Raw genomic sequence first — 24,649 nt, 5'->3', positions numbered from 1 at the left:
TTTATGAAAATATTTTCTACGTATGAGTGAAAGTTCCTATTTAGGGGTTAGGGGGCTTTGCTTTTACTTCACCCCATCAACAATCCCGTAAGCCACCGATTCTTCGGCACCCATCCAATGGTCGCGATTAAAGTCTTTCATTACTTTCTCGTAATCTTGACCACAATTGTCTGCTAAAATTTTAGCGCTTAACTCCTTAGTGATAATAATTTCTTTAGCCGTAATTTCAATATCACTGGCCTGTCCACGAGCGCCTCCACTAGGCTGATGAATCATCACGCGAGCATGAGGCTGAATAAAACGTTTCCCTTTAGCTCCTGCCGATAAAATAATAGAACCCATCGACGCAGCAAACCCTGTACAAATGGTAGACACCTCGCTGTTTAACGCCTTAATGCAATCGTAAATAGCAAATCCTGAAGTCACATAACCACCAGGACTGTTAATATACAGCTCAATATCTTCTGTTCCTAAACTGTCTAAATACATCAATCGATCAATCACATGTTTTGCCGATTTATCATCAACTTGTCCCCATAAAAACACTTTACGTTGTTCTATAAATTTGCTATCAATAGCATCCTGTACTTTTATTTTATCGCTCATTTTGATTTTAATTTTGTTCTAAAAATAAAAAAAGGTTTACCATTACGGCAAACCTTTTCTCTTTTCTTTTATTAATATAGACTTATAAACTATAGAAGCGCGTCGATAGCTTCAGTATATGCCGTTTTAGGCGCTACACCAACTTGTCTTCCAACAACTTCTCCGTTTTGAAAAACTAATACTGTTGGAATATTACGAACACCATATTTGGCTGCAAATTCCTGGTTAGCATCTACATCTAGCTTTCCTACAACAGCTTTACCGTCGTATTCTTCACTAATTTGCTCGATAATTGGTCCTACCATTCTACAAGGTCCACACCATGCAGCCCAAAAATCAACTAAAACTGGTTTATCACTTTTTAAAACCGTTTCTTCAAACGTCGCATCTGTAATCTCTAATGCCATAATATTTATATTTTATCTATTTTACTTCAATGTTAAAGTACAAAATTAGTCAAAAAAAACTCGAAAGCTTACAATCTTACAATTTGTTTTACTTATAGCGTTATCAATTCCTACTATCTATAAGGTTTTGGGCGCATAAACCAGGCTATCCGCTGTATCTTTTTTGTTTAAAAACCGTATCCTTTTCAAAGGAAACACTAAGAATCAAACACCAAATTCATTTATAAACGAGCTCTTCAAACACAAAAAAGGATGCCGCTACTATCCTTTGCGCGAAGTTTAACTTCTATAACAACGCTCAACGAATTCAAAATAAAAAACAAATTCACACCCCCATTTAACACAAAATATTACGCCAAAACACAAAATATCATATTAACAAATATTTCACATATGCCTTAGAAATTCCCTACGTTTTTTAACTAATTATCGTCAATACGCAAATAATAACGTTGAAATTTAAATAAAGCAACTCAAAATTAGATGACCTTCTTCCGTTTTTTTTACATTTAAACCCCAACTAAAAACATAAAATTATGATTAGACTAATTACAATTGTATTAGCATTAACCACCTACGCTTTATCATTTTCCCAAAGCGCAAATTTAGACAGAGAGTATGTCCACATCTCTTATGTGAAACTTCCTTCAAAACCAATCGTAGACAGCACTAAAAGAACCTATTCTACAAACACTAGAGGCATCTCATTATCTGGTTTTTCTAAAGTAAAAACCAATGGAACTCTAGATGTGAATTTTTCATTTCTTGGAACAAAAATTGGAGAAGTTAACATTAACAAAATCAAACACGAGAGCAAAGACAAGGAGGGCAATGTTACTTCCACATCCTACACGTACAAAGTACAATTACCATATACGTCTTCTGCAAGTATTACTATAAACAATTCAGAAAACCCAGAAAATAACTACCAAAGAAATTATACCGAAAGTGATAATTACACAAGTAGCGAATTTAGCTCTTATAAAGCAGCGCAAGACCACTATAACAATAATCGCTATACCATTAGAAACGATTACACCAACAAGCATAAAAAGGCTTTTATTAATACATTAAACTCAAATTTAAATAGCACCTATGGCTACGTCATTAAGAGTTCTGAAAACGCGCAGTTATGGATATTAGGCTCTAAAAAACATCCTGAGCATGTAAAACATTATGAAGTTTATGAATCTATGCAAACCGCATTTAGTAAAATGAAATACAATATAACTGTTGATGAATTAAAAGCAGAGCTACAACCTTCAATAGATTATTTTACAAGCTTAATCCCTAAATATACCGGAGACAAGAAAAAGGCTAGAAAAATAAGATATGCTAGCTACTACAATATAGCTAAAATGTACTACTATCTTGATATGCCAGAGAAAACTAAAGAATATGGTCAAAAAATAATTGATAATGATTATGACAAATCTGATGGAAAAAATTTCATTAGCATGGCTGATGATTTATTAGAAAAGTTTGAAGCAAACAAAATAAAAACAAGACACTTTGAAGTTGTTACTGAAGATCTTTCAAACGAAGAGGAGCCTGAAGAAGAATCTGATGCCTTAGAAATAGTTAAAGCATATTTAGTATCTAAAGCTGGCGACACAACTTTGGTCGATATGGAAACTAAAGACATTAGCAAAATTGCTTATCAAATTAGAACCATTCAATACGACGACAACAATGCTTTTGTGGGCACAAAAATTAAAAATGCTAAAAAGTACAATGAAGTCCTTTTTCTTGATGGCACACACTACAAAAACATTCCTTTTAAAGAATCTTCAATAAAAGGAGAAAGCATTGATGCCGGACAAATGCTATTAGGAGGAGCTTCAGAGAAGCTTTGTAAAGTTATTTACGAATCAAAAAAGTTAAACTTATACATGTTTAATAACGAAGAAACCGTTATCCTTACCCCAGACAGTGACAAAGGAAAATCTACGATGTCTACAGGTTTTGTATTTGGTTTTAAAAAGAAATTAATGAAAATAGCCGAAGGATGTCCTGAAATTGTTGCAAAAGCAGAAAACAATGAATTCAAAAATACTCCTGAAGAATTAGTTCGATTCGGCAAAGAACTTAACGAATGTAGCATGTAACTCACACAACAAATAATTTACAATTCTTAAGAAAGCGCTATTAATTTCAATTAATAGCGCTTTCTTACTTTAATTCTAGACATAAAACACCTCTATAAAAGTGATATTTCACTTCATCTATAACATCGTAAATCACAAAACGGAGTTATTATAATTTAAGATTACTTCCAATTTCACCGAGTCGATACGATTATAAAAATTAGTTTAATTTAAACCTTATAAATCGAGATTCAAGTTCGGAAATCAACTCCTGACTCACTCTTACTTTTTGCCTTCTACTAGGCATGGATATTTTCACCTTTTCTTTAGTGTCGTAAACATCAAAATTAAGGGATTGATTTCCTGGGTGCATTTGAATGAGTTCTTTTAAATCCATCACTTTTTTATCATCAAGATCATTAATATCCACTTGAATAGAAAGCTTCTTAGCGTAATTCTCCATCACATCATGAAGCAACTGAAAGCTGTTAAACTGCAACCTCGGATCGCCTTTCTTCCCTGTGTCTTTATTCACCCAACCTTCACGGATAAAAGCCTTTACAAACACAAAATTATTAGGCATAAAAAAGTGTCTGAACTTTAAATACTCCTCGCCAAAAATTCTAAACTCAAAACTATCGTAGTAATCTTCAATAGTAAATAAAGCCCATCCTTTACCTTGCTTGCTCACACGATGCTGCACATCGGTTACCACACCACCAAAAACCAACTCGCGATTTACATATTTTTCTAAATCATTAAACATACCTACCTGCGCGTTACAGAAGGTTTTCATTTCGGTTTTAAAATCATCTAAAGGATGCCCAGAAATATATACCCCTACCACTTCACGCTCTTTACTCAATTTTTCCATGGTACCCCACGACTCGCAAGGCGGCACTTCGGGTTCGGCAATTTGCACCTCACTAGCTTCGCCAAACAGACTTACTTGCGCTGAGTTTTCATTTTCTTTATGTTTCTGTGCATATTTAATGGCTTTTTCTAAAAAAGTAATACCATCGCCATCATCATGAAAAAATTGCGCGCGATGTGTATCGGCCAAACCATCAAAACCACCAGCTAAAGCTAGGTTTTCAAAAGCTTTTTTATTGGCTGCTCTTAAATCAATACGTTTTGCTAAATCGAATATGGATTTATATGGCCCATCTTCCCGATTATCAACAATAGTCATTACAGCTCCATGACCAACACCTTTTATCGCCCCCATTCCAAAACGAACGGCCCCATCTTTATTTACCGAAAACTTATAGTAACTCTCATTCACATCGGGCCCCAATACATCAAGCTTCATACGTTTACATTCATCCATGAAAAACGTAACCTGCTTAATATCATTCATATTATTTGAAAGCACCGCCGCCATATATTCGGCAGGATAATGCGCTTTACAATAAGCGGTTTGGTAAGCAATCCAAGCATAACAGGTGGAGTGCGATTTATTAAAGGCATAACTTGCAAAGGCCTCCCAGTCTTTCCAAACTTTCTCTAAAATTTTGGCATCATGACCGTTGGCGCTGGCTTGCTCGATAAACTTAGGTTTCATTTTATCAAGTACCGCAATTTGCTTTTTACCCATCGCCTTACGCAGTACATCGGCCTCACCCTTTGTAAACCCTGCAAGACTTTGCGACAGTAACATTACCTGCTCTTGATATACCGTAATACCATAAGTTTCCTTGAGGTACTCTTCCATGGCTGGTAAATCGTACTCAATCTCTTCATCGCCATGCTTTCTTCTAACAAAACTCGGAATATATTCCATTGGCCCCGGACGATACAAGGCATTCATGGCAATTAAGTCTTCAAAAACCGTAGGTTTTAAATCGCGAAGGTGTTTTTGCATACCGGGTGATTCGTATTGGAACACCCCAACCGTTTCACCGCGTTGGAACAATTCGTAAGTTTTCTCATCATCTAAAGGAAAACTATCGGGATCGAGCTCTATACCATGTTTGGCTTTTACAATTTTAACCGTATCCTTAATAAGGGTTAAGGTTTTCAGTCCCAAGAAATCCATTTTCAGCAGTCCTGCATCTTCCACCACCGAGTTATCAAACTGGGTGACATACAAATCGGAATCCTTAGCTAGAGACACCGGAACGAATTTGGTAATATCGTCTGGCGTGATAATTACCCCACAGGCATGAATACCCGTATTTCTAACCGAACCTTCAAGAGTTCGGGCTAGATTTAAAGTTTCAGCTTGCAAATCGCTTCCATCGGCAATATTTAAAAGCTCGTTTACTTTTTCTAATTCTTCAGCTCTAAATTTAGAAGCCAATGCTTTTTCATCTAAACCAAATATTTTATTCAGCTTAGACATATTCGGAATTAACTTGGCAATTCTATCGGCATCAAAAAGCGGTAAATCCAGTACACGTGCCGTATCTCGAATAGACGATTTTGCCGCCATGGTACCGTAAGTGATAATTTGTGCCACCTGATTGGAGCCGTATTTATCAATGACATAATCCATAACACGACTTCGACCTTCATCATCGAAATCAATATCGATATCGGGCATACTCACACGATCGGGATTTAAGAAACGCTCAAAAAGCAGATCGTACTTCATGGGGTCAATATTGGTAATCCATAAGCAGTAGGCCACCACCGACCCTGCTGCCGAACCACGTCCTGGCCCCACCGAAACATCCATATTTCTGGCCTCGCGAATAAAATCTTCAACAATCAAGAAATATCCTGGATACCCGGTATTTTCAATAACGCTTAATTCGAAATCGAGACGTTCAATAACTTCCTCCGAAAGGGGTTCGCCGTAACGTTTCTTAGCGCCTTCATAAGTTAAATGTCTTAAAAAAGCATTTTCACCACGCTTACCACCATCAACTAAATCTTCATCATGCTTAAATTCCTCTGGAATATCAAAAGCTGGTAATAAAACATCACGTGCTAATTGATAAGCCTCAACCTTATCTACAACCTCTTGCACATTAGAAATCGCTTCAGGAACATCCTTAAAAAGCTGTTTCATTTCTTCGGAAGACTTAAAATAGTATTCCTGATTTGGCAATCCGAATCGGTACCCGCGTCCGCGACCAATTGGTGTCGCCTGCTTTTCACCATCTTTTACACAAAGTAAAATATCGTGCGCATTAGCATCTTTTTTATCTTGATAATAGGTGTTGTTTGAAGCTACCAATTTGATATCATGTTTACGCGCCAGTTCTATAAGCACGGGATTCACACGATTTTCATCTTCTTGATTGTGGCGCATAATCTCGACGTACAAATCGTCGCCAAACTCTTCTTTCCACCACAAAAGCGCTTCTTCCGCTTGGTTTTCACCAACATTAAGCACTTTACTTGGCACCTCACCATATAAGTTTCCGGTGAGCACCATGATATCTTCTTTATATTGTTGAATTAATTTTTTATCAATTCTAGGCAAATAATAAAAACCATCTACAAAGGCATGCGATGATAATTTGGCTAGGTTATGATAACCCTTTTTATTTTTAGCGAGTAGGACAATTTGATACCCATTGTCTTTTCGCGTTTTATCTAAGTGATCTTCACAAACAAAAAATTCACAACCAATAATGGGTTTAATTTCTTTGGCAGTAACGGTTGCTCCTGTAGCTTCGGCCTCTTTAATTTTGGCTTGAACCCCACTATTGTGTCGGTTTACCGCATTCACAAAGTGAAAAGCCCCCATCATATTGGCATGATCGGTTAAAGCCACAGCCGGCATGTTGTATTTTGCTGCTGCCGAAACAATATCGGCCACACCCATGGTTGATTGTAATACCGAAAACTGCGAGTGATTATGCAGATGCACAAAATCGACATCGGCTAATTCAGAAATATTTTGTTTGATTTCTTCGGAAGACACATCAACGGTTTGCGCCTTTTTGATGCGTTCTTGGATTTTAGCACTCTCCCGTTTAAGGTTGATATGCTTTAATCCGATAAGTTGAATGGGCTCTGGATTGACCTTTTTATAATTCTCGAAATAATCGGGCTGAACGTCCAGTGCTTCTTTAGTGTATTCCTCTAAACGAATAAGCTCTAAAAAACAGCGGGTTGTCGCTTCCACATCGGCAGTCGCATTATGCGCTTCGGCAAATGGCTCGTTAAATAGAAACTCATGTAATTCGGTAAGGGTTGGGAGTTTAAATTTTCCGTAGCGTCCACCGGGGATTTTACAAAGTTCGGCCGTATGCTCGGTACAGGTATCTAAAACAGGGAGCTCTTGCAAGTTATTTTCAACGGCCTCACGCACAAATTCGGCGCCCATAATATTTAAATCGAACTTCACATTTTGTCCGACTACAAATTTTGTTTTTCCTAGGGCCTCATTAAATTTCTCTAAAACCTCAGCTAAAGACACGCCTTGCTCTTCGGCCAATTCGGTAGAAATACCGTGAATTTTCTCAGCATCATAAGGAATATTAAAACCTTCGGGTTTCACCAAATAATCCTGACTCTCAATACAGCGTCCCATTTCGTCATGCAACTGCCATGCGATTTGAATACACCTTGGCCAATTATCTACATCGGTTATGGGTGCATCCCAGCGTTTAGGCAATCCTGTGGTTTCTGTATCGAAAATTAAGTACATTTTTGAAGTTTAGGCGTTTGTAAATAAGGCGATTAGAAAAATAAATCTTAGCTCATAAAAATACGTAGAATTTACAGTTTTAAAAACCGATTACCTAAAAGTTGTAAACAAAAAAAAGAGGCTGCCTTAAAAGTCGATTTCACGTCAATCTGAATGTGTTTCAGATTCTCATAATCATTTGAATGTCATGAGACGCTGTTTTACATACAGCATAACGATTGTTTTAACTTTTAAGGCAACCTCAATTAGCCACTATTTAATCTGTATTAAGAGATTAACTCTTCGTGAACTTTTTCTGAATTTATTGCCGCTTGAATAGCTCGACGCTGATTATTCAGCATCACATCAATACTTGGTGGCAGGTTTCTATCTTTAAGAATTTCATCGTAGGCTTTTAAACTTTCTTCTTCGCCACGAATAGCTTCTTCTAAAACCACCTCAGCATCATCCGACGCTAACATGGTTTTTAGTATGGCCCAATTTCGGTGCATGGCCGCTTTAAAGCTGCCGCCGTCCTCAGGGATTTGACCGTATCTTAAAATCTCAATTCTTAAAGCTTTAGCAAAGTCACCACGTTCGATGGCTCTTCTTTTAAAAAACATTTTAAGCTTAGGATCATCAACGGTTTCTGCCGCGTTGAGATAACCTTTCTCGGCATCAAAATTCTTGATTAATAATTCGTTTAATTTATTTGAAATTTCTTCAGTATACTTCATAATAACGCTTTCATTTTAAATTCCAATAACTTCTTTTAGGATGTGTATTGTTTCACATCACTATTATCAATGTAAGTCAAACACCTTGCAAACACAAGGATTTAACAGACTTTACCAAAGGTTTAAGAGCCCTTAACAAAATAGCCTTTACCATTAAGATAAATTATCATAATTTAGACCATTAAAATTTAACACATGCAGTACAGACACCTTATATTATTGGTTTTAGCCGTTTTTACAACAAAAATGCACGCTCAAAACATCCCGCTTTACGTGGGTACTTACACCAACGAAGATGCCGAAGGCATTTATCAACTTCAATTTAACACCGAAACCGGCACGTTAAGCAAGCAAACTTTAGCTATAAAAATTGACAACCCGTCGTTTTTAGAATACAGTCCAAACAGAAAATATTTATACTCGACCAATGCCACCAATAGCGGATTTGTTTCATCATATGTCGTTAACGAGGATGGTTCGCTAACAATGCTTACCAGAATGCGTAGTCATGGCGAACTGCCTTGCCATATTGCTTTAAACAAAGCAGGAACTAAGGCCGCCGTTTCAAATTACAGAGGAGGCACCCTTGCGATATTCCCAATAAATGAGGACGGCACTTTAAGTGATGCCTCTCAGGTTTTCGATCATAATTCAGAAAAAACAAAATCACACGCACATTCTGCACATTTTATTAATGACGACTTGTTTGTTGCCGATTTAGGTACCAATTCTGTTTTTCAATACGAATTAAAAAAGGGCGAGTACAAACTAGACACTGATGCTATTGTAAAAACAAAAGACAACCCGGGCCCTCGACATTTTACTACGACTCAAGATGGTGAATTTTTTTATGTGATTAATGAAATAGGTAGCAGTGTTGCCTCAATAAAAAGATCGAACAATAAATTTAAAGAAATTGATTTCGACTCCACTTTATCAGAAGATTTTAAAGGCGAAAATGCTTCGGCTGACATCCATTTATCTAAAGACGAGCAATTTTTATACGCTTCCAATCGCGGTGAAAATACCATAGCGGTTTTTAAACGTCATCCTAAAAAAGGCACTATTGAAAAAATTCAAAACGCATCAGTTCATGGCGATTGGCCAAGAAACTTTGCTATAGACCCAACAGGTAAATTTCTAATCGTAGCCAATCGTAGAAGCAACAACTTGGTAGTTTTTAAAATTGATCCTAACACAGGAGAACTCAGTTTCTTACAAGACCATAAAACACCAACACCGGTATGCTTACTTTTTTAATTTAAGCAACAATAAACCACTGAAAATTAAAAAAATATAGTATCTTTGCGCCCTCATTAATAATCGAGGTCGAGAACCTCAAATAATTAATTATTATGCCTGTAAAAATTAGATTACAAAGACACGGTAAAAAAGGAAAACCTTTTTACTGGATCGTAGCAGCAGATGCTCGCGCGAAAAGAGATGGTAAATACTTAGAGAAATTAGGTATCTACAATCCAAACACAAATCCTGCAACTGTTGAATTAAACGTTGACGGAGCTGTACAGTGGTTACAGAATGGTGCACAACCAACTGACACTGCAAAAAACCTTTTATCAGAAAAAGGTGCTTTATTAAAAAATCACCTTGCTGGTGGTGTTAGAAAAGGCGCTTTAACTGAAGAGCAAGCTGAGGCTAAATTCACAGCTTGGTTAGAAGAAAAAGCTGGTAAAGTTCAAGCTAAAGTTGAAGGTTTATCTGAAGAGCAAGCTAAAGCAAAAGCTGAAGCATTAGCTGCTGAGAAAGCTGTTAACGAAGCAAGAATTGCTGCCGCTGCTCCTGTAGTAGAAGAGGCTGCTGAAGAAGCTCCTGCTGCTGAAGCTGAAGCATCAAACGAAGAAGAATAAAAAAACTTTTTTTTATACTTTTAAACTCCGGTAGAAATATCGGAGTTTTTTGTTTAATAATAACTCTTAGGGTCATTATTAAACATTCCCGCGAAAGCGGGAATCTCTATATTATTAGCCTTTGTTTAATTTTTAAGACGCTCCGAATGCAAATCGGAATCTCATAATTAAAACACAGCTACAGAACAAACAAGTAAAGAGATATTCGCAAAGGCGGGAATGTATTTTACTCTAGGATTAAATTTGAAGAGATTTCCGCTTTCGCGGAAATGAAAAAAAGCACTTACAATGAAAAAAGAAGATTGTTTCTATTTAGGTAAAATTGTAAAAAAGTACAGTTTTAAGGGTGAAGTATTAGCAAAATTAGACACCGATGAACCTGAAGTTTACGAAAATTTAGATGCTATTTTTTTAGATTTAAGAAACAACCTCATTCCTTTTTTTATTGAAAGTTCACAATTGCACAAATCGGAACTCCTTAGAATCAAATTCGAAGAAGTAGACACCGAAGCCGATGCTGATGCGATTATGAAAACTGACTTATACCTACCTTTAGATTTACTCCCAAAGTTGGAAGGCAATAAATTCTATTTCCACGAAGTCATTGGATTTACCATTGAAGATGTAAACTTTGGAAAAGTGGGCACCATCAAAGCGATAAACGACTCGACGACCCAAGCCCTTTTTGAAATTGATCGTGACGGTTTAGAAATTCTAATTCCTATGAATGATGAATTTATTGTGAAGGTTGACCGCAGTAATAAAACCATTGTAGTTGAAACCCCAGAAGGCCTCATTGATTTATATTTAGAATAGCTAGAACTAAAAAATAGACAAACCTGGTATTCATAAAAAAAAGCTGCTTTAAAAGCTATACTTACATCTTTCTGGATAATTAGAACAACATAAATCTAACTTTTAAAACAACCTTGTTTTAAAACGCTTCTTTTTATACTAATACATTAACGCTTAAGCATAAGCGATTAAACTGTGTCTTTCGATGCTATCTTTAGCATCTTGAATTCTATCGCGCTGCTTGATTAAAAGCTTGCAGATAGAAAGAGGCAAACCTAACATACGTAATAAGTCGTTATACTTATTAATAGTTAAACCTTGCATATCACGAACTTCGTTCATTAAGCTTTCTTCGCTTTTGTTAAACATGACGAAGTTTCTAATATTCATCCAGAACTTATACAATTCGCTCTGCACACGACCTTTATTCTCGTAAGAACCACCAAGGCTTACAATTTTGGCTTTCAAGTCTTTGGAGAATTCACCTCTTTGCATCCCTTGTTGACTAAAAAAGGTTTTTAAATCCTCATCGGAAACCTTATCAACAAGTTCGGTGTAAATCTTTTCAACTTCAGCATTCATAATTAAAAGGCTGTTTAAGTTGCTTATAAATTTTTCTTTTGTTTTCATAGCTATCTTCTTTTAAGTTCTTAGTACCAACTACACTAAGGGAGAGAGAGAACAAGTTGGTATTACAAAAATAGATTATGCGCTGTCTTGTTAAATTTTATTTAACACTGTTTAGCAATATTTAATACATTTTAACAGGTTTAATAACACAAAATTCACAGATTTTAACAACGTAAAGCTCTCATACTAATCAAATTGAGTATTACATCAATATACAAAAAAACGGATTACCATTTTTAAAAAGCGCTATTTTAAAAATTACATAGCCATGGAAAATCATTATTCCTTAGTTTTGCCATTTAAATTTAGAGCATGTCGGAAAAGCCTTTTTTATTTAAACAGTTTAAAGTAAATCAAGATCAATGCGCCATGAAAATTGGCACCGATGCCGTGCTTTTGGGCGCATGGACGTCATTAGAAAAACACCCCTTTTCCATTTTAGATATTGGCTCTGGAACAGGCGTTTTAGCTTTAATGTTAGCGCAAAGGTCTGCCGCCGAAATTATTGACGCCTTAGAGATTGACGACCAAGCTTATGAGCAATGTGTAGACAATTTTGAACAATCGGATTGGGGTGACCGCTTATTCTGTTACCATGCATCGCTAGAAGAGTTTGTAGATGAAATAGAGGATCAATACGACCTTATTGTTTGCAACCCACCATTTTATAGTGAAGATTATAAAACCAATAATGTTTCCCGCGATTTAGCACGTTTTCAAGAGGCTTTACCTTTTGATCACTTATTACATGGAGTTTCATCATTATTATCTGATACAGGGGTATTTACGGTTGTTATTCCTTATAAAGAAGAGGCCCGATTTATCGCATTAGCTTCAGAAGTCAACCTTTTCCTTAATAAAAGGCTTCATGTAAAAGGGAGTCCCACTTCGGAGATTAAGCGTTGCCTTTTAGAGTTCTCCTTCCGCGAAAGCGACATAAAAACCAAAACGCTTATTATTGAAAATCAGCGACATGACTACACAGAAGATTACATAAACTTAACAAAAGATTTCTATTTAAAAATGTAAATTAATAGATAAGATTGATTAAATTTGAGAGGAAAATGTACAGAAAAAGCAAAAACAAGCCGCTTTTTCTACAATTTTAAAGCGAATCTCAAATTAAATTCATCTTTATGCGTCCAGATTTATTTGAAGCACCAGATTATTATAAACTAGACGACCTACTAACAGATGAACACAAACTGATTCGAGAAGCTACCCGACAATGGGTGAAGCGTGAAGTGTCTCCCATTATTGAAAGTTACGCTCAAAAAGCGAAATTCCCTAAACAACTTATAAAAGGCCTATCAGAAATTGGTGCTTTTGGACCCTACATTCCTCTAGAATATGGCGGTGCTGGATTGGATCAAATTTCTTACGGTCTTATCTTGCAGGAAATTGAACGTGGTGATTCGGGCATTAGAAGCACGGCATCGGTACAATCGTCATTGGTGATGTATCCCATTTGGAAATATGGCAACGAAGCACAACGCAAAAAATACTTACCCAAACTAGCTAGTGGTGAATGGATGGGCTGTTTCGGATTAACAGAACCTGATCACGGCAGCAACCCCAGTGGCATGATTACTAATTTCAAAGATCAAGGCGATCACTATTTGCTAAACGGAGCCAAAATGTGGATTAGCAATGCGCCTTTTGCCCAAATTGCCATAGTCTGGGCAAAAGATGAGACAGACCGTGTTCATGGCCTTATTGTAGAACGAGGCATGGCTGGTTTTACAACGCCAGAAACACATAATAAATGGTCTTTACGGGCATCGGCCACAGGTGAATTGATATTCGACAACGTAAAAGTTCCCAAAGAAAACATATTACCCAATAAATCGGGCTTAGGTGCTCCGCTAGGTTGTTTAGACTCGGCAAGATACGGCATCGCTTGGGGTGCTATTGGTGCGGCCATGGATTGCTACGACACCGCCTTAAGATACAGTAAAGAGCGCACACAGTTTGGCAAACCTATAGGACAGTTTCAGTTACAACAAAAGAAACTAGCCGAAATGATAACAGAAATTACTAAGGCCCAACTTTTAACTTGGCGCTTAGGCGTTTTAAAAAATGAAGACAAAGCCACATCTGCACAAATATCTATGGCCAAAAGAAACAATGTAGATATGGCTATTAATATCGCTAGAGAGGCGCGACAAATTTTAGGTGGCATGGGCATCACTGGTGAATACTCCATTATGAGACACGCCATGAATTTGGAAAGTGTGATTACCTACGAGGGGACTCATGATATACATTTATTAATTACAGGATTAGATATTACAGGATTAAATGCTTTTAAATAACAATTAGAAATCGCACTATTTTACTTACAATATGTTTTATCTTCGTTAAAAGCATAAACGCAATCGTTTTCGAAGAAAATAATTAAAATTATTCTTTGGAAGACTGACTTTTGACAGCTTTTATGAAAGTATAACAACATAAATTTGTGTTAGAATAAGTGTATTAAATATACCACAAAGTAACTTTTAGACATCATGCAAGAAGAATCAAGAAAAGACATTATCCAATTTACGAACTTACAGTTAGCTTCCCTTTGGTTGCCAACTTTTAAAGACAAACCGGATAGTGCAGTCAAATTTTGCAATCCGAAATTTGAAGAATTAACAAGTGGAATCATAAAGAATGTACAAGCCAAGTCTAGACTTTTAGCAACACATCATTCACCTGCAGATTCTCGTATTCAAAATTTTTTAAACGACTATTTAAAAGATACAAAAACTGGTAAATCATATGTCATCCCTAACAACACCTTAATTCTATCTAGAAAAGGTCAAGCTAGAGAAGTGAGTTTACCACCAGATGGCGATTCATTTGAAAGTAACATGGTTACTTCAAAAAGGATAAAACAAGGTATTTTAAATAATCCTTTACACGATAAAAGAACAACAAAAGGAACGTTTCATATTGTAGAAGGTCCACTTCCTGTTCCTTTAGATAAAAAAGAAGTTCCAAGAGAAGTTTTTGCACACTTTTTACATGCTGCATTTAACCCTTCTAACGAGTTAAAAAACTTACCTTTTACATCTAGTCAGCCTGAAGATGAGCAAGCCAAGACACTAGTGTCTATGATGTTAAGACCAGTGGTTTGTCCAGAGGTTAAAGGGGTGATTTCAGAAAAATCATTAGAAGTGCGTTTCTTTGCTCCAGGAAGCCTTGTGAGTAATTTAGATTTCGTGGAGTCTATTTTTGGTAATGCTGGCGACCCACACTTAGCTTTAAATGATGCTGCTTTAGATCCTGAACATTGGACAGGTCATACCGGCTGTATTATTTTAGCACCACAGTTGTTAAAACTTAAAAAGAAAGATTTAGGTCTTCCTCATTTTGATGAGGCTACAGAACGTCAAAAAAATGACGGTATGTGCTGGAAAAATGAAGATGAACTTTACAACGATGGTGGCGCCTTTAAAATTACCTGTAGAGACGATCGCGGCGTGGTAGTAACCATCATCGCAGATAACTACTACGGGTATTCTAAAAAAGAAATAAAAACACAAATAAGCTACTCGGCTAACCTTTATGGTTTAGTTGAAGAGGAGCATGCTGGTGGAGCCATTGCTTTTGCTAGACGTGTAATGGGAAGTACTTTAGATGGTAAAGATTATACCGCATTCCATCACAACAAACACAGTTTTGAAGAAGTTAAAACCTTATTAGGTGAGCGTATCGAAGTACAACCTGGAAATTATGCGATTGATAAAAAATATCCAGACATTATTTATATTCCAGAACATGCTTATGTTAACACAAACACTAACAGCATTACTTGGGAACACGAAGGTAAAGAAGAGAAGTTAATTCTTTCGCCTCGTAAAACTTACGTACACCCTACAGGAAATAAATTTAGACTTGAAAAGCATAAGTCGGTTGATTTATGGCGTATTGTAGACACCTTTGCTGAAGGTATTTTTTGCCACAAACCTTGTACGGTTTCTGGTGGTGGAAAATCGGAGATTTCAAAATCCATGCAAAATGCTATTACTTATAGCACATTTAACATTCAGGATATAGAAGAGGATTTCAAAAAAGCAGATGAAATCATCGAATTTGATTACACCACACGTTGGAAGGTAAAAGACCCGAACAGACCAAAATCAAGATCGTTCTTAAGTGAGGAAAGAACTTTAAGTTCGGCTGTAAAATTATTAACCCCTTCGGATGAAAATTCGGATGAGTATAACCAAATGTTGGAAGAAATTCCAGTTCACATTAGATCGTTAGTATTGTTTGTAAAACGTTTATACAGACAAGCACGTGGTGTTTTAAACTGGAAAGATTACATGTCGGTTGAAATTATTAACGGTGAAAACGGTACAGGTTTACTTCATAATAACACGCCTGTAGTTGGTAGTTATGTGCGTATTGGATTTAATCAAAAAGGAAACTGGATGCTTAATAAATTAAGATCTGACTTTTCGCCTTGTGAAAAAATTCAGACTGAAGATGACATCACAGCATCAATCACCTTACCAAGAGAGCAGATTAATAACCTAAACCCTGAGTTTACAAACAAGAGTTTAAAAGTGGTTACAAACTGTGAGGCACACCTTTTCCAACGTCCTGATGAAGCTGTGGTGAGAGGTTATGATAAAAATGCTGAGTTAGATATTGTTACCGATGGTCGTTTTTTAACAAACTATGAGTTGTTGAAAAAACAAGATGCTATCGATATTTATAATGACACGATTCATTTTGATAAATACACACAGCCGGTAAAAGATTTCATTACTGAAATTGTAAATAGCCCTAAAGACGAAGAGTATTTCGTATTACCGTCCCACACGCGAATTGTGAATGGTGAACCTACGAAAAACCCAAGATATTTAGAGCCTAATGTAAACGTGAGCGAAACTGAAGCGACTTATTTAGCTGAAGTTGGTGTACGTTTGGTTAGAAAAATAAAATCTGAAGATCCTGTTATTAATGTTGTAAACGCTGTTTTACCTGGTAGACGAAATAACCCTGCTGATAAGGAAGCTGGAATACGTGCACTAGCTGTGTACAACCCGATTCACTACCAAGAAACTCCAGAGTTATTTATGGACTTTATTTGTAGCTTAACAGGTAAATCACCATCAACAACTGGAGCAGGTTCAGAGGGCGCTTTAACTAAGGGGCCATTTAATATGCTAACGCCTACAAGTGACTTAAACAACGCTTTACTGTCGCATATTTTAACGGAATCTGATGCGTTTAGTACAGCTGCAGGTTATGTTGGTGGTAACAATCAAGTAGACCATGATATTAGTTTACTTATCCCTGAAATTTGGGCACGATTAGAACCATCTGACCGTGATCCTAAAAAATTAATTGAAACAGGATGTTTAGAAAAAATAGATGATTTTGAATATAACGGAGAAACCATTTTGGCAAGCCGTTTAGGGTATAGAATCACTAAACAGTTTTCGCACTTATGTTTAAACCGTTTGTTTGATGAGCCTACCGCTGTTTTTAACGAAGAAATGTTGAAACCAGAACTGCAAGGTATGGAAGATTATGTTGACGGTATTAAAAACATCGTTGAAGCTCAAGAAAAAGTAGCTTTACGATATTTTGAAGACGGAAGTATTGAGGCTGCCATTCCACCGTTAAAAGTTCTAATTCATATGATGGCTTATGGTCATTATGAAGGAAAACCAATGAGTGATCCAGAATTAAGAAAATTATTTGATAGAGACTATGTATTAAATAGTGATTGGTATAAAGAAAGACTGAAATTAAAACAACAAAAAGACATTCAGTTTTACGCCAATGAAATAGCTTATTTAGAAGCTTTCATTACAAACCCTAACAATACGAATATCGCTGCAGAAATGCATATAGACGATCGTTTAGAGGAGGTTAAAAACCATTATAATGAAGTAAGCTCTGAATCCTATCTAAACAGTTTAGTAGGTACCATTGGAGCCGATCCATTGTGTAGAAAGTAATATTAATAAGTATATATTCAATCGAAAAGAGCTACCTAAAACGGTAGCTCTTTTTTTTTGTAATCTAGTAATAGATTAAAACAAAAAAAGACAGTGAAACAAACTTCACTGTCTTTTATTCATTGTTGTAACCTTAAATTAAGACTACAATAAAATATTGATTATTTTCTAACCTTCTTTACAATAGCTAAAGCATCTTTTACGTCTTGCTCTAACTTCGCGTAATCTTTATTAGCAATAATATCTTTAGAGATTAATTGAGATCCCATTCCAACACAAGTTGCTCCTGCATCGAACCATCCTTTAAGGTTTTCTTCAGTTGGAGAAACACCACCAGTTGGCATAATGCTTGTCCAAGGTTGAGGACCTTTAATACCTTTTATGAATTTTGGTCCGTATAAATCACCAGGGAATAATTTTACGATTTCACATCCTAATTCTTCCGCTCTAGCGATTTCAGTTAATGAACCACATCCTGGAGACCAAAGTACTTTTTTACGGTTACAAGCGATTGCAATATCTTCTCTTAACACTGGTGTAACGATAAAGTTTGCACCTAAAGCCATGTATAATGAAGCTGCAGCGCCATCGGTTACAGAACCAACACCCATAATCATTCCTGGTAATTCAGCAATAGCATACTTCGTTAATTCTCCAAAAACTTCGTGAGCGAAATCTCCACGAGCTGTAAACTCCATTAAACGCGCACCACCATCGTAGCAAGCCTTTAATACTTTTTTACTTAATTCTATATCACTGTGGAAAAATAAAGGAATCATTCCTGTATCTTTCATGGCTTGCGCCACTTCTAATCTTGAAAATTGTGCCATAATTGTTTATTTTGTTTAATTCCAGTTTAAAATTTTCTTAACATCGTAGTCTTCTGGATTAACTACATATTTTTTTGCTTCTTCATAATCACGCTCTCTAATATAAATAAGGTGATTAATGAATAACTGAGCCATATCTGAATTTATATCAACCAATCTTGGAGGAACTTTACCGTTCTCATCTTCAAAATCACTTAAATATAAAGGGGTTATATCACCTCTTGAATTAGCACTTACAATACAACCTGTTACGCCTTCATCAAATAATTTTTTAACACCAATTCCTAATAAGGTACACAAAGTTAAATCAAAAGCTATAGGATTACAACATCTTAATTCGTAACCAATTTCTACGGGTCTCGACTTAATTTCTAATCCTAATTCTTTCAGTTTTACTTGTAAAAGGTAATTGAAGATATGTGATTTACTAACGTTTCCTAATTCAGGATGTCCATGATCGTCATAGGTAAAATTAATACCTGAGTTCTTGATTTCATCTTCATCCATAAAATGAAAAACACCTTCACTTACTAAAGCCACGCCGTATTCAATCCCTTTAATTTTGCTTTTAATGATTGAAGATATAATCATATTGATAAGCTTATCGAAAGTAATGTTCGTTTTATTGAACATTTCTGGGATAATCATCATAGGAAAATGACAGGCTGAAGCAATACCAAAGGCCAAATGCCCTGCTGATCGCCCCATGGCCGATACAACAAACCAGTTCTGACTTGTTCTAGCATCTTCATAAACCGTGTTTCCTATACGTACACCTTCGTCTTTTGCGGTATGAAATCCAAAAGTGGGGTTTCTATCCGGTAGTGGCAAATCGTTGTCTATGGTTTTAGGCACGTGAATATGGGCAACATCCAGCTGTTTACTAACAAGAAATTTTGTTAATCGACTTGCTGTTGAGGCCGTATCATCGCCACCAATAGTAACCAATAATTTGACATTGTTTTTTTGGAAGAAATCGGCTTTAAAATCGGAATCTTTAGGCTTAAAACGGCTCATTACTAAAGTTGAACCACCTCGACTAAAAATGCGATCTGCTTTATTAAAATCGAAAATTTCAACTTGAGGATCATCTGAAAACAAGCCTTTATACCCATGATGTACACCTAACACATTATAACCATCTTTAATAAAGGTTTTTGCAAGGGTACTAATCACAGTATTAATGCCTGGAGCGGGTCCACCACCACATATAATTGCAATAGATTTTTCCATATATAAAAAAAAGGTAATGAGTTGCCTCATTACCTTTTTACTTATTTATTATCGAGCTACACGACCAGAAGCGTCGCCACCCATTAATTTTTTAACTTCATCAACGGTTGCTAAGTTAGCATCACCTTTAATAGTGTGTTTTAAACAAGATGCAGCAACAGCAAAGTCAAGTGCGTTTTGGTCATCATCTGGGTACGTTAATAATCCGTAGATTAAACCTCCCATGAATGAATCACCACCACCTACTCTATCAACGATATCTGTAATTTGGTATTGACGCGTTTCTAACATTTGTTTTCCATCATATAAAACTCCAGCCCATGTGTTATGAGATGCAGAGATAGAACCTCTTAAAGTAGTAATTACCTTTTTAGCTCTTGGGAATTTCTCCATCATTTGCTTACAAACAGATAAGAAAGCCTCAGCTTTTACATCATGACCAGCAGTTTGAACTGTAATTCCTTCTGGTTTGATACCAAAGTGCATTTCAGCATCTTCTTCGTTTCCTAAAACAACATCACAGTAAGATGTTAATTCAGTCATGATAGACTCTCTATGTGCATCATCACAGTACTTCCATAATTTAGCACGGTAGTTTAAATCTGTAGAGATTGTAATACCTTTTGCGCTAGCCGCTTTAACAGCTTCTAAACATACTTCTGCAGAACTTTGAGAAATCGCTGGTGTAATACCAGTCCAGTGAAACCACTCAACACCTTCAAAAACAGCATCCCAATCGATCATTCCAGACTCAATAGTAGACATAGAAGAATACGCTCTATCGTAAACCACTTTAGAACCTCTTGAAACAGCACCTGTTTCTAAGAAATAGATTCCTAAACGATCACCACCCCAAACAATTTTATCAACACCAACGCCTCTTTTGCGCATTTCCATCATCGCACACTCACCAATATCGTTCTTTGGTAAACGTGTTACAAAATCACAAGAAACACCATAGTTAGCTAATGATACTGCCACGTTAGATTCACCACCACCATAAACAACATCAAAATTGTTAGCTTGAGAAAATCTTAAAAATCCTTGAGGAGCTAATCTTAACATGATTTCTCCAAACGTTACTACTTTACTCATTTCTTTTATTATTTAATATTCAAAAATTATGTTTTGCTTAAACGATTAAGCATCACTATGTAAAAGGCTTCATCTTCAAAACAGTTTTCTTAATCTGTTTTGATTATAAAAATTTAAGAATTACATTTGCTTAAACGTTTAAGCAAATATATAAAAAAAATAAATATCAAAAGAAAAACCACCATAAAAGATATAGCCAACGTGCTTAACATTTCGCCTGCTGCGGTATCGAAAGCGTTGCATGACGATTCACGTATTAGTGAGAAAACTAAAAAGGCGGTAAAGCAAGTGGCTAAAAACTTGAACTACCACCCGAACCACTTGGCGAGTGCCCTACGTAAAGGAAAAAGTAATTTGGTTGGCATTATTGCCCCACGTACAAACAGCCATTTTTTCTCTTCAGTAGTACAGAGTATGGAGGAAGTTTTAAATAAGAAAGGGTACAATATTATTATGACGCATTCCAACGAATCGTACAAAAAGGAATGCGACAATATTGATACTTTATTATATACCCAAGTTGATGGCATTATAGCCTCGATGGCCAATGAAACTATCGATTTAAATTATTACAATAAAATTAAAACTAAAGGCATTCCGCTTATTCTATTCGATCGTGGTGAAAATGACTTAAACGTTGATTATATAGGTATAGACGATTATAAAAGTAGTGGCATTATTGTTCAGCATTTAGTAGAACAGGGTTGTAAGCGCATTGCGCATATTGGAGGCTACAAACACACGCGTATTTTCAATAACCGCATTAGAGGTTATATGGATGCATTAAAAACCTACCATTTGCCTCTAGAACCCGAGTTGTTATTAGAGGGCAGCCTAACCATAGAAGATGGTAGAGCAAAAATGGCGCAGCTATTACAATTAAAAAACAGACCCGATGCTGTTTATGTAGCCAGTGACTATGCCGCTTTAGGTGCTTTACAAGTTCTTAAGGAAAATAACATAAGAGTGCCTCAAGACATCGCTCTAGTAGGTTTTGGAAACGAACCTTTTACGTCCATGGTGACCCCTTCAATTTCTTCGATAAACCAACACAGTGAAGAAATTGGCAGATTGGCCGCTCAAACCTTTTTAGAACACATGAAAGCGCCGGTTATTAAACAAAGTTTGAATAAAAAGATTCTAGAGGCAGAGCTGATTGTTCGTGATTCATCACTGGTAAAAAAGTAAATCGACTTTTTAGATTATAATACCTTTACTTTATATATGCATTAAGATGGGTTTATTTCTAGAAATTTGCTTTATTCGGATCTTGTATACTGATATACGGTTTCTAGTGTAGCTAAGAAAAAAAACAGCAAAAGTTTAATTCAAAACTATTTTTCTTGTTAGTAACTGATTGTTAGATAAACGAACTTTTGCTACATATGCCGTTTGGCTTAAATTGTTGAACGAAAACGTCTCGGTGTTGTTCTGTCCTTTTACCTCGTAAAGTTTTCTACCTAACACATCATAAAGTACCACTTCTTGTACTGACAAGCCTTTTGCTGCCTTAAACATGAGTTTTTTGTCTTGTAGGTTGTATATTTTTAATAGCTCCTCATTTGCATTACTGATGTCATCGGATAGTACCTTACTGGTATAAACGATCTCAAAACGATCGGAGAAATCACCTGATTCTGAAGTAAAGGCATATTCACTATCAGAAAGATTATGTTCTAGACCAAGTAAATTATCTTTTAGAAAGACACTGTTGGTATTAAAGAATTCACCTTGAAAATGACCGATAGAAAGGGTATAAAGTCTTCCTGAACTAATGCTAGTTGAAAACCCTAGAGGCACAATTTCAGATGCATTCAAACTAGACACCGATTTCCCTTGAATAGCGTATTTCTCTCCTAACTTCTCATCAATAGATGTGTAGATTATAAATGGCAAGCCACTAGATAAATTTCTTGGTGCATCATAAGCCAGACCGTCGAATTTATCTGTGGCACCGTCCACATAGGCCAATAAAACCTGATTAAACCCACCACTATTTGTTGTTAGATTAATCCATAGTTTATTAGCTTTCGCAGAAGCTTGTTTAGAATTCGAGGATTTAAAAAACTGAGCATTACTTGCTGGGTTGGTAACACGCATGCTATTATTAAACGTTACGGTATTTATTGGTACTGTTTTTTTCATAACCACAAAAAACGACTGCGCTGAAGGAATGTAATCCAATAAGGTGTCAGGGTTGTTATTAACACTTCCACTCCCCGAGTTTATGATGATATAATCTTGTGCAAAGTTTTTGGCATCGCTTCCACTAGCGTTTGATGAAGGAGGTGTCGCTTGCGACCATAAATATGCGGCACCTTCAATAACATCAGAATTATGTGTCGCAAATGCATCAAAATCTAATGCTCCAGGATATGGGTTTCCGAGTAAATTCCAATACAAGCCATTATTCGTTGCGTTGTAACTAACATTTACGTCAATAACACCGGTATTTAACCGCCCAGAGAACTCATAATCATAAGTCCCCGGAGAAAAGCCAGCGGCTTTACGAGAGGCAACAATGCCAGTACCAGGGGCAATGGTCATCGCGTTACCAGCGACCTGCCAATCGTCACCATTATCATCGATATCATCTTGTCCTGGAGTGTATGTATTTGTATTTAGAATTTCAATTTGATTATCAACATAATTGGATCCATTAAACCAATAACGACGAAATGTATCAGCGAATGGACTTGTATTAATGGTTAGGCCATGAACAGGTGAACTCCAATAGGTATAATCATACCAGTTATTTAAATATTCTGTTGTTTTGATAAATTTAGATGTCGCTGTAGGAACAAGGATAAAATTAGCACTATCTTCATGTTGAACCAGTGTGCCCTTATTTTCAATGATAAGGTTCGATCCAGTTGAAATATCGACTAATCCGGAAACCTCTACAAAATGATTTTCCGTAATTGTTAGTGTAGCACCACTACTTACAATCAAATAGCAGGCAGAAAAATCACCATCAACATCGGTATTATAATCCCCTTCAATTCTTGCTGGTGTATTAATATCTGGTCCTGAACCATTACTCCACAAATTACCATCCCAAATTGCGGAACCTGAACAGCCTATTGGCGTACCCCATATTTCAATATTATCAATTACGATATCTTCACCTAGACCGTCTAAGTTAAATTCAATACTAATATCTAATATATTGGAAGAAGACGTTGGAATATCAATAGTATACTGCGTGAACGTATTTGTAAGTTCGGCATCTTGAACACCATCTAAATCCAAATCAATCCAAGGTTCTGTATTATTGTTATTAGTATCATCAGACCTGATGTATAGGAATTGGGTTGGCGTACCTCCATCTAGGCCATATTCAAAATCAACATAGTCTCTAGTTGTCCCACCGGCAGAATTGCTTGCATCCCATCTTGGGGCATCAGTATCAATTGCTAAATAAATTTTAAATTGAATATTGTCATAACCTGAAATATCAACGGACTCTAAGTTTAAAAAAGAAGGCGTTACATTACTATTCTGATTATTATCTCTAACTCCAAAACTGTATTCCCCTAAGTCTGTATTTCTAACCAGGTTGGTATGCATAACATCAGCATCCTTTGAACGGATAAAATAGCGCGGCTTAGTTGAATTACTAAAATCAGTAAATTCAGCCGGACTAACCGTATACGACATATCCGTTATTTCAGGACTTGTGCTAGTAGGGTCGTTTTCAAAGGTAAGTTTAGCAATTTTGGTTTGGCTATAACTTAGAGTAACACAAAATAAAATAGCAATAAGCAGGGTAATTTTACTCATAACAACATGAATTAAATTTCTTTAAAC

The 24,649-nt window shown here is 36.2% G+C and carries 17 protein-coding genes; 8 read left to right on the top strand and 9 right to left on the bottom strand.

Annotated features, from left to right (window positions below):
• Positions 1-63: 63 nt before the first annotated feature.
• Positions 64-606, bottom strand: a complete 543-nt coding sequence (locus JJL45_RS04455) for a ClpP family protease (protein WP_067147040.1) — start codon at positions 604-606, stop codon at positions 64-66.
• An 89-nt stretch (positions 607-695) separates the two neighbouring features.
• The gene (trxA, locus tag JJL45_RS04450) at positions 696-1,013 is read right to left on the bottom strand and encodes a thioredoxin (protein ID WP_067147038.1); all 318 of its coding nucleotides are present in this window, start codon (positions 1,011-1,013) and stop codon (positions 696-698) included.
• Between the two features lie 536 nt (positions 1,014-1,549).
• On the opposite strand from trxA, the gene JJL45_RS04445 reads away from it, so the two are divergent.
• Positions 1,550-3,121 carry a hypothetical protein gene (locus tag JJL45_RS04445; RefSeq protein WP_068603568.1) on the top strand — a complete coding sequence of 524 codons (1,572 nt, stop codon included), beginning with the start codon at positions 1,550-1,552 and terminating at the stop codon, positions 3,119-3,121.
• A 199-nt stretch (positions 3,122-3,320) separates the two neighbouring features.
• Here the strand turns inward: JJL45_RS04445 and dnaE are convergent, their stop codons facing one another.
• A complete protein-coding gene (gene dnaE, locus JJL45_RS04440) occupies positions 3,321-7,706 on the bottom strand; it encodes a DNA polymerase III subunit alpha (protein WP_068603567.1) in 4,386 nt (1,461 codons plus the stop codon).
• Between the two features lie 266 nt (positions 7,707-7,972).
• Positions 7,973-8,422, bottom strand: coding sequence for a ferritin-like domain-containing protein (locus tag JJL45_RS04435; protein WP_068603565.1), 450 nt, complete (start codon positions 8,420-8,422; stop codon positions 7,973-7,975).
• A gap of 195 nt (positions 8,423-8,617) precedes the next feature.
• On the opposite strand from JJL45_RS04435, the gene JJL45_RS04430 reads away from it, so the two are divergent.
• From JJL45_RS04430 to rimM, 3 genes are all read left to right on the top strand, one after another.
• Complete coding sequence (locus JJL45_RS04430) at positions 8,618-9,682, top strand: lactonase family protein (protein WP_068603563.1); 1,065 nt, start codon at positions 8,618-8,620, stop codon at positions 9,680-9,682.
• Between the two features lie 95 nt (positions 9,683-9,777).
• A complete protein-coding gene (locus JJL45_RS04425; RefSeq protein ID WP_067147027.1) occupies positions 9,778-10,290 on the top strand; it encodes a 30S ribosomal protein S16 in 513 nt (170 codons plus the stop codon).
• Positions 10,291-10,578: 288 nt separating this feature from the next.
• Positions 10,579-11,106 (top strand): ribosome maturation factor RimM, encoded by a 528-nt coding sequence (rimM, locus tag JJL45_RS04420; RefSeq protein WP_068603561.1) that lies wholly within the window; start codon positions 10,579-10,581, stop codon positions 11,104-11,106.
• 153 nt (positions 11,107-11,259) lie between these two features.
• On the opposite strand, the gene JJL45_RS04415 is transcribed toward rimM, so the two are convergent.
• Positions 11,260-11,715, bottom strand: a complete 456-nt coding sequence (locus JJL45_RS04415) for a PA2169 family four-helix-bundle protein (protein WP_202664272.1) — start codon at positions 11,713-11,715, stop codon at positions 11,260-11,262.
• A gap of 312 nt (positions 11,716-12,027) precedes the next feature.
• On the opposite strand from JJL45_RS04415, the gene JJL45_RS04410 reads away from it, so the two are divergent.
• The 3 genes from JJL45_RS04410 to JJL45_RS04400 all read left to right on the top strand — a co-directional run bounded on the left by JJL45_RS04410 (position 12,028) and on the right by JJL45_RS04400 (position 17,681).
• Positions 12,028-12,744, top strand: coding sequence for a tRNA1(Val) (adenine(37)-N6)-methyltransferase (locus tag JJL45_RS04410; protein WP_202664271.1), 717 nt, complete (start codon positions 12,028-12,030; stop codon positions 12,742-12,744).
• A 107-nt stretch (positions 12,745-12,851) separates the two neighbouring features.
• Positions 12,852-14,030, top strand: a complete 1,179-nt coding sequence (locus JJL45_RS04405; protein ID WP_068603555.1) for an acyl-CoA dehydrogenase family protein — start codon at positions 12,852-12,854, stop codon at positions 14,028-14,030.
• Positions 14,031-14,225: 195 nt separating this feature from the next.
• On the top strand, positions 14,226-17,681 hold the full coding sequence (locus JJL45_RS04400) for a hypothetical protein (protein WP_068603553.1): 3,456 nt from the start codon (positions 14,226-14,228) through the stop codon (positions 17,679-17,681).
• Positions 17,682-17,842: 161 nt separating this feature from the next.
• Here the strand turns inward: JJL45_RS04400 and JJL45_RS04395 are convergent, their stop codons facing one another.
• From JJL45_RS04395 to JJL45_RS04385, 3 genes are read right to left on the bottom strand one after another with little or no spacing between them, the layout of a single operon-like run.
• Positions 17,843-18,511, bottom strand: coding sequence for a bifunctional 4-hydroxy-2-oxoglutarate aldolase/2-dehydro-3-deoxy-phosphogluconate aldolase (locus JJL45_RS04395; protein WP_067147016.1), 669 nt, complete (start codon positions 18,509-18,511; stop codon positions 17,843-17,845).
• A 15-nt stretch (positions 18,512-18,526) separates the two neighbouring features.
• Positions 18,527-19,774: a 6-phosphofructokinase gene (locus JJL45_RS04390; RefSeq protein ID WP_242521415.1), complete on the bottom strand. Its 1,248-nt coding sequence runs from the start codon at positions 19,772-19,774 to the stop codon at positions 18,527-18,529.
• A gap of 18 nt (positions 19,775-19,792) precedes the next feature.
• Entirely contained in the window at positions 19,793-20,839 is a 1,047-nt protein-coding gene (locus JJL45_RS04385; protein ID WP_202664270.1) for a sugar kinase, read from the bottom strand.
• A gap of 126 nt (positions 20,840-20,965) precedes the next feature.
• Between JJL45_RS04385 and JJL45_RS04380 the strand changes: the two genes are divergently transcribed.
• Positions 20,966-22,027: a LacI family DNA-binding transcriptional regulator gene (locus JJL45_RS04380; protein ID WP_082935940.1), complete on the top strand. Its 1,062-nt coding sequence runs from the start codon at positions 20,966-20,968 to the stop codon at positions 22,025-22,027.
• A 135-nt stretch (positions 22,028-22,162) separates the two neighbouring features.
• Here the strand turns inward: JJL45_RS04380 and JJL45_RS04375 are convergent, their stop codons facing one another.
• Positions 22,163-24,622 (bottom strand): hypothetical protein, encoded by a 2,460-nt coding sequence (locus JJL45_RS04375; RefSeq protein ID WP_202664269.1) that lies wholly within the window; start codon positions 24,620-24,622, stop codon positions 22,163-22,165.
• Between the last annotated feature and the right edge of the window lie 27 nt (positions 24,623-24,649).

The sequence above is a fragment of the Tamlana sp. s12 genome (assembly GCF_016767215.1).
Lineage (GTDB): Bacteria > Bacteroidota > Bacteroidia > Flavobacteriales > Flavobacteriaceae > Pseudotamlana > Pseudotamlana agarivorans.
Note: the sequence above shows the minus strand (reverse complement) of the source record. Positions and strands in the feature narration are given on the sequence as shown.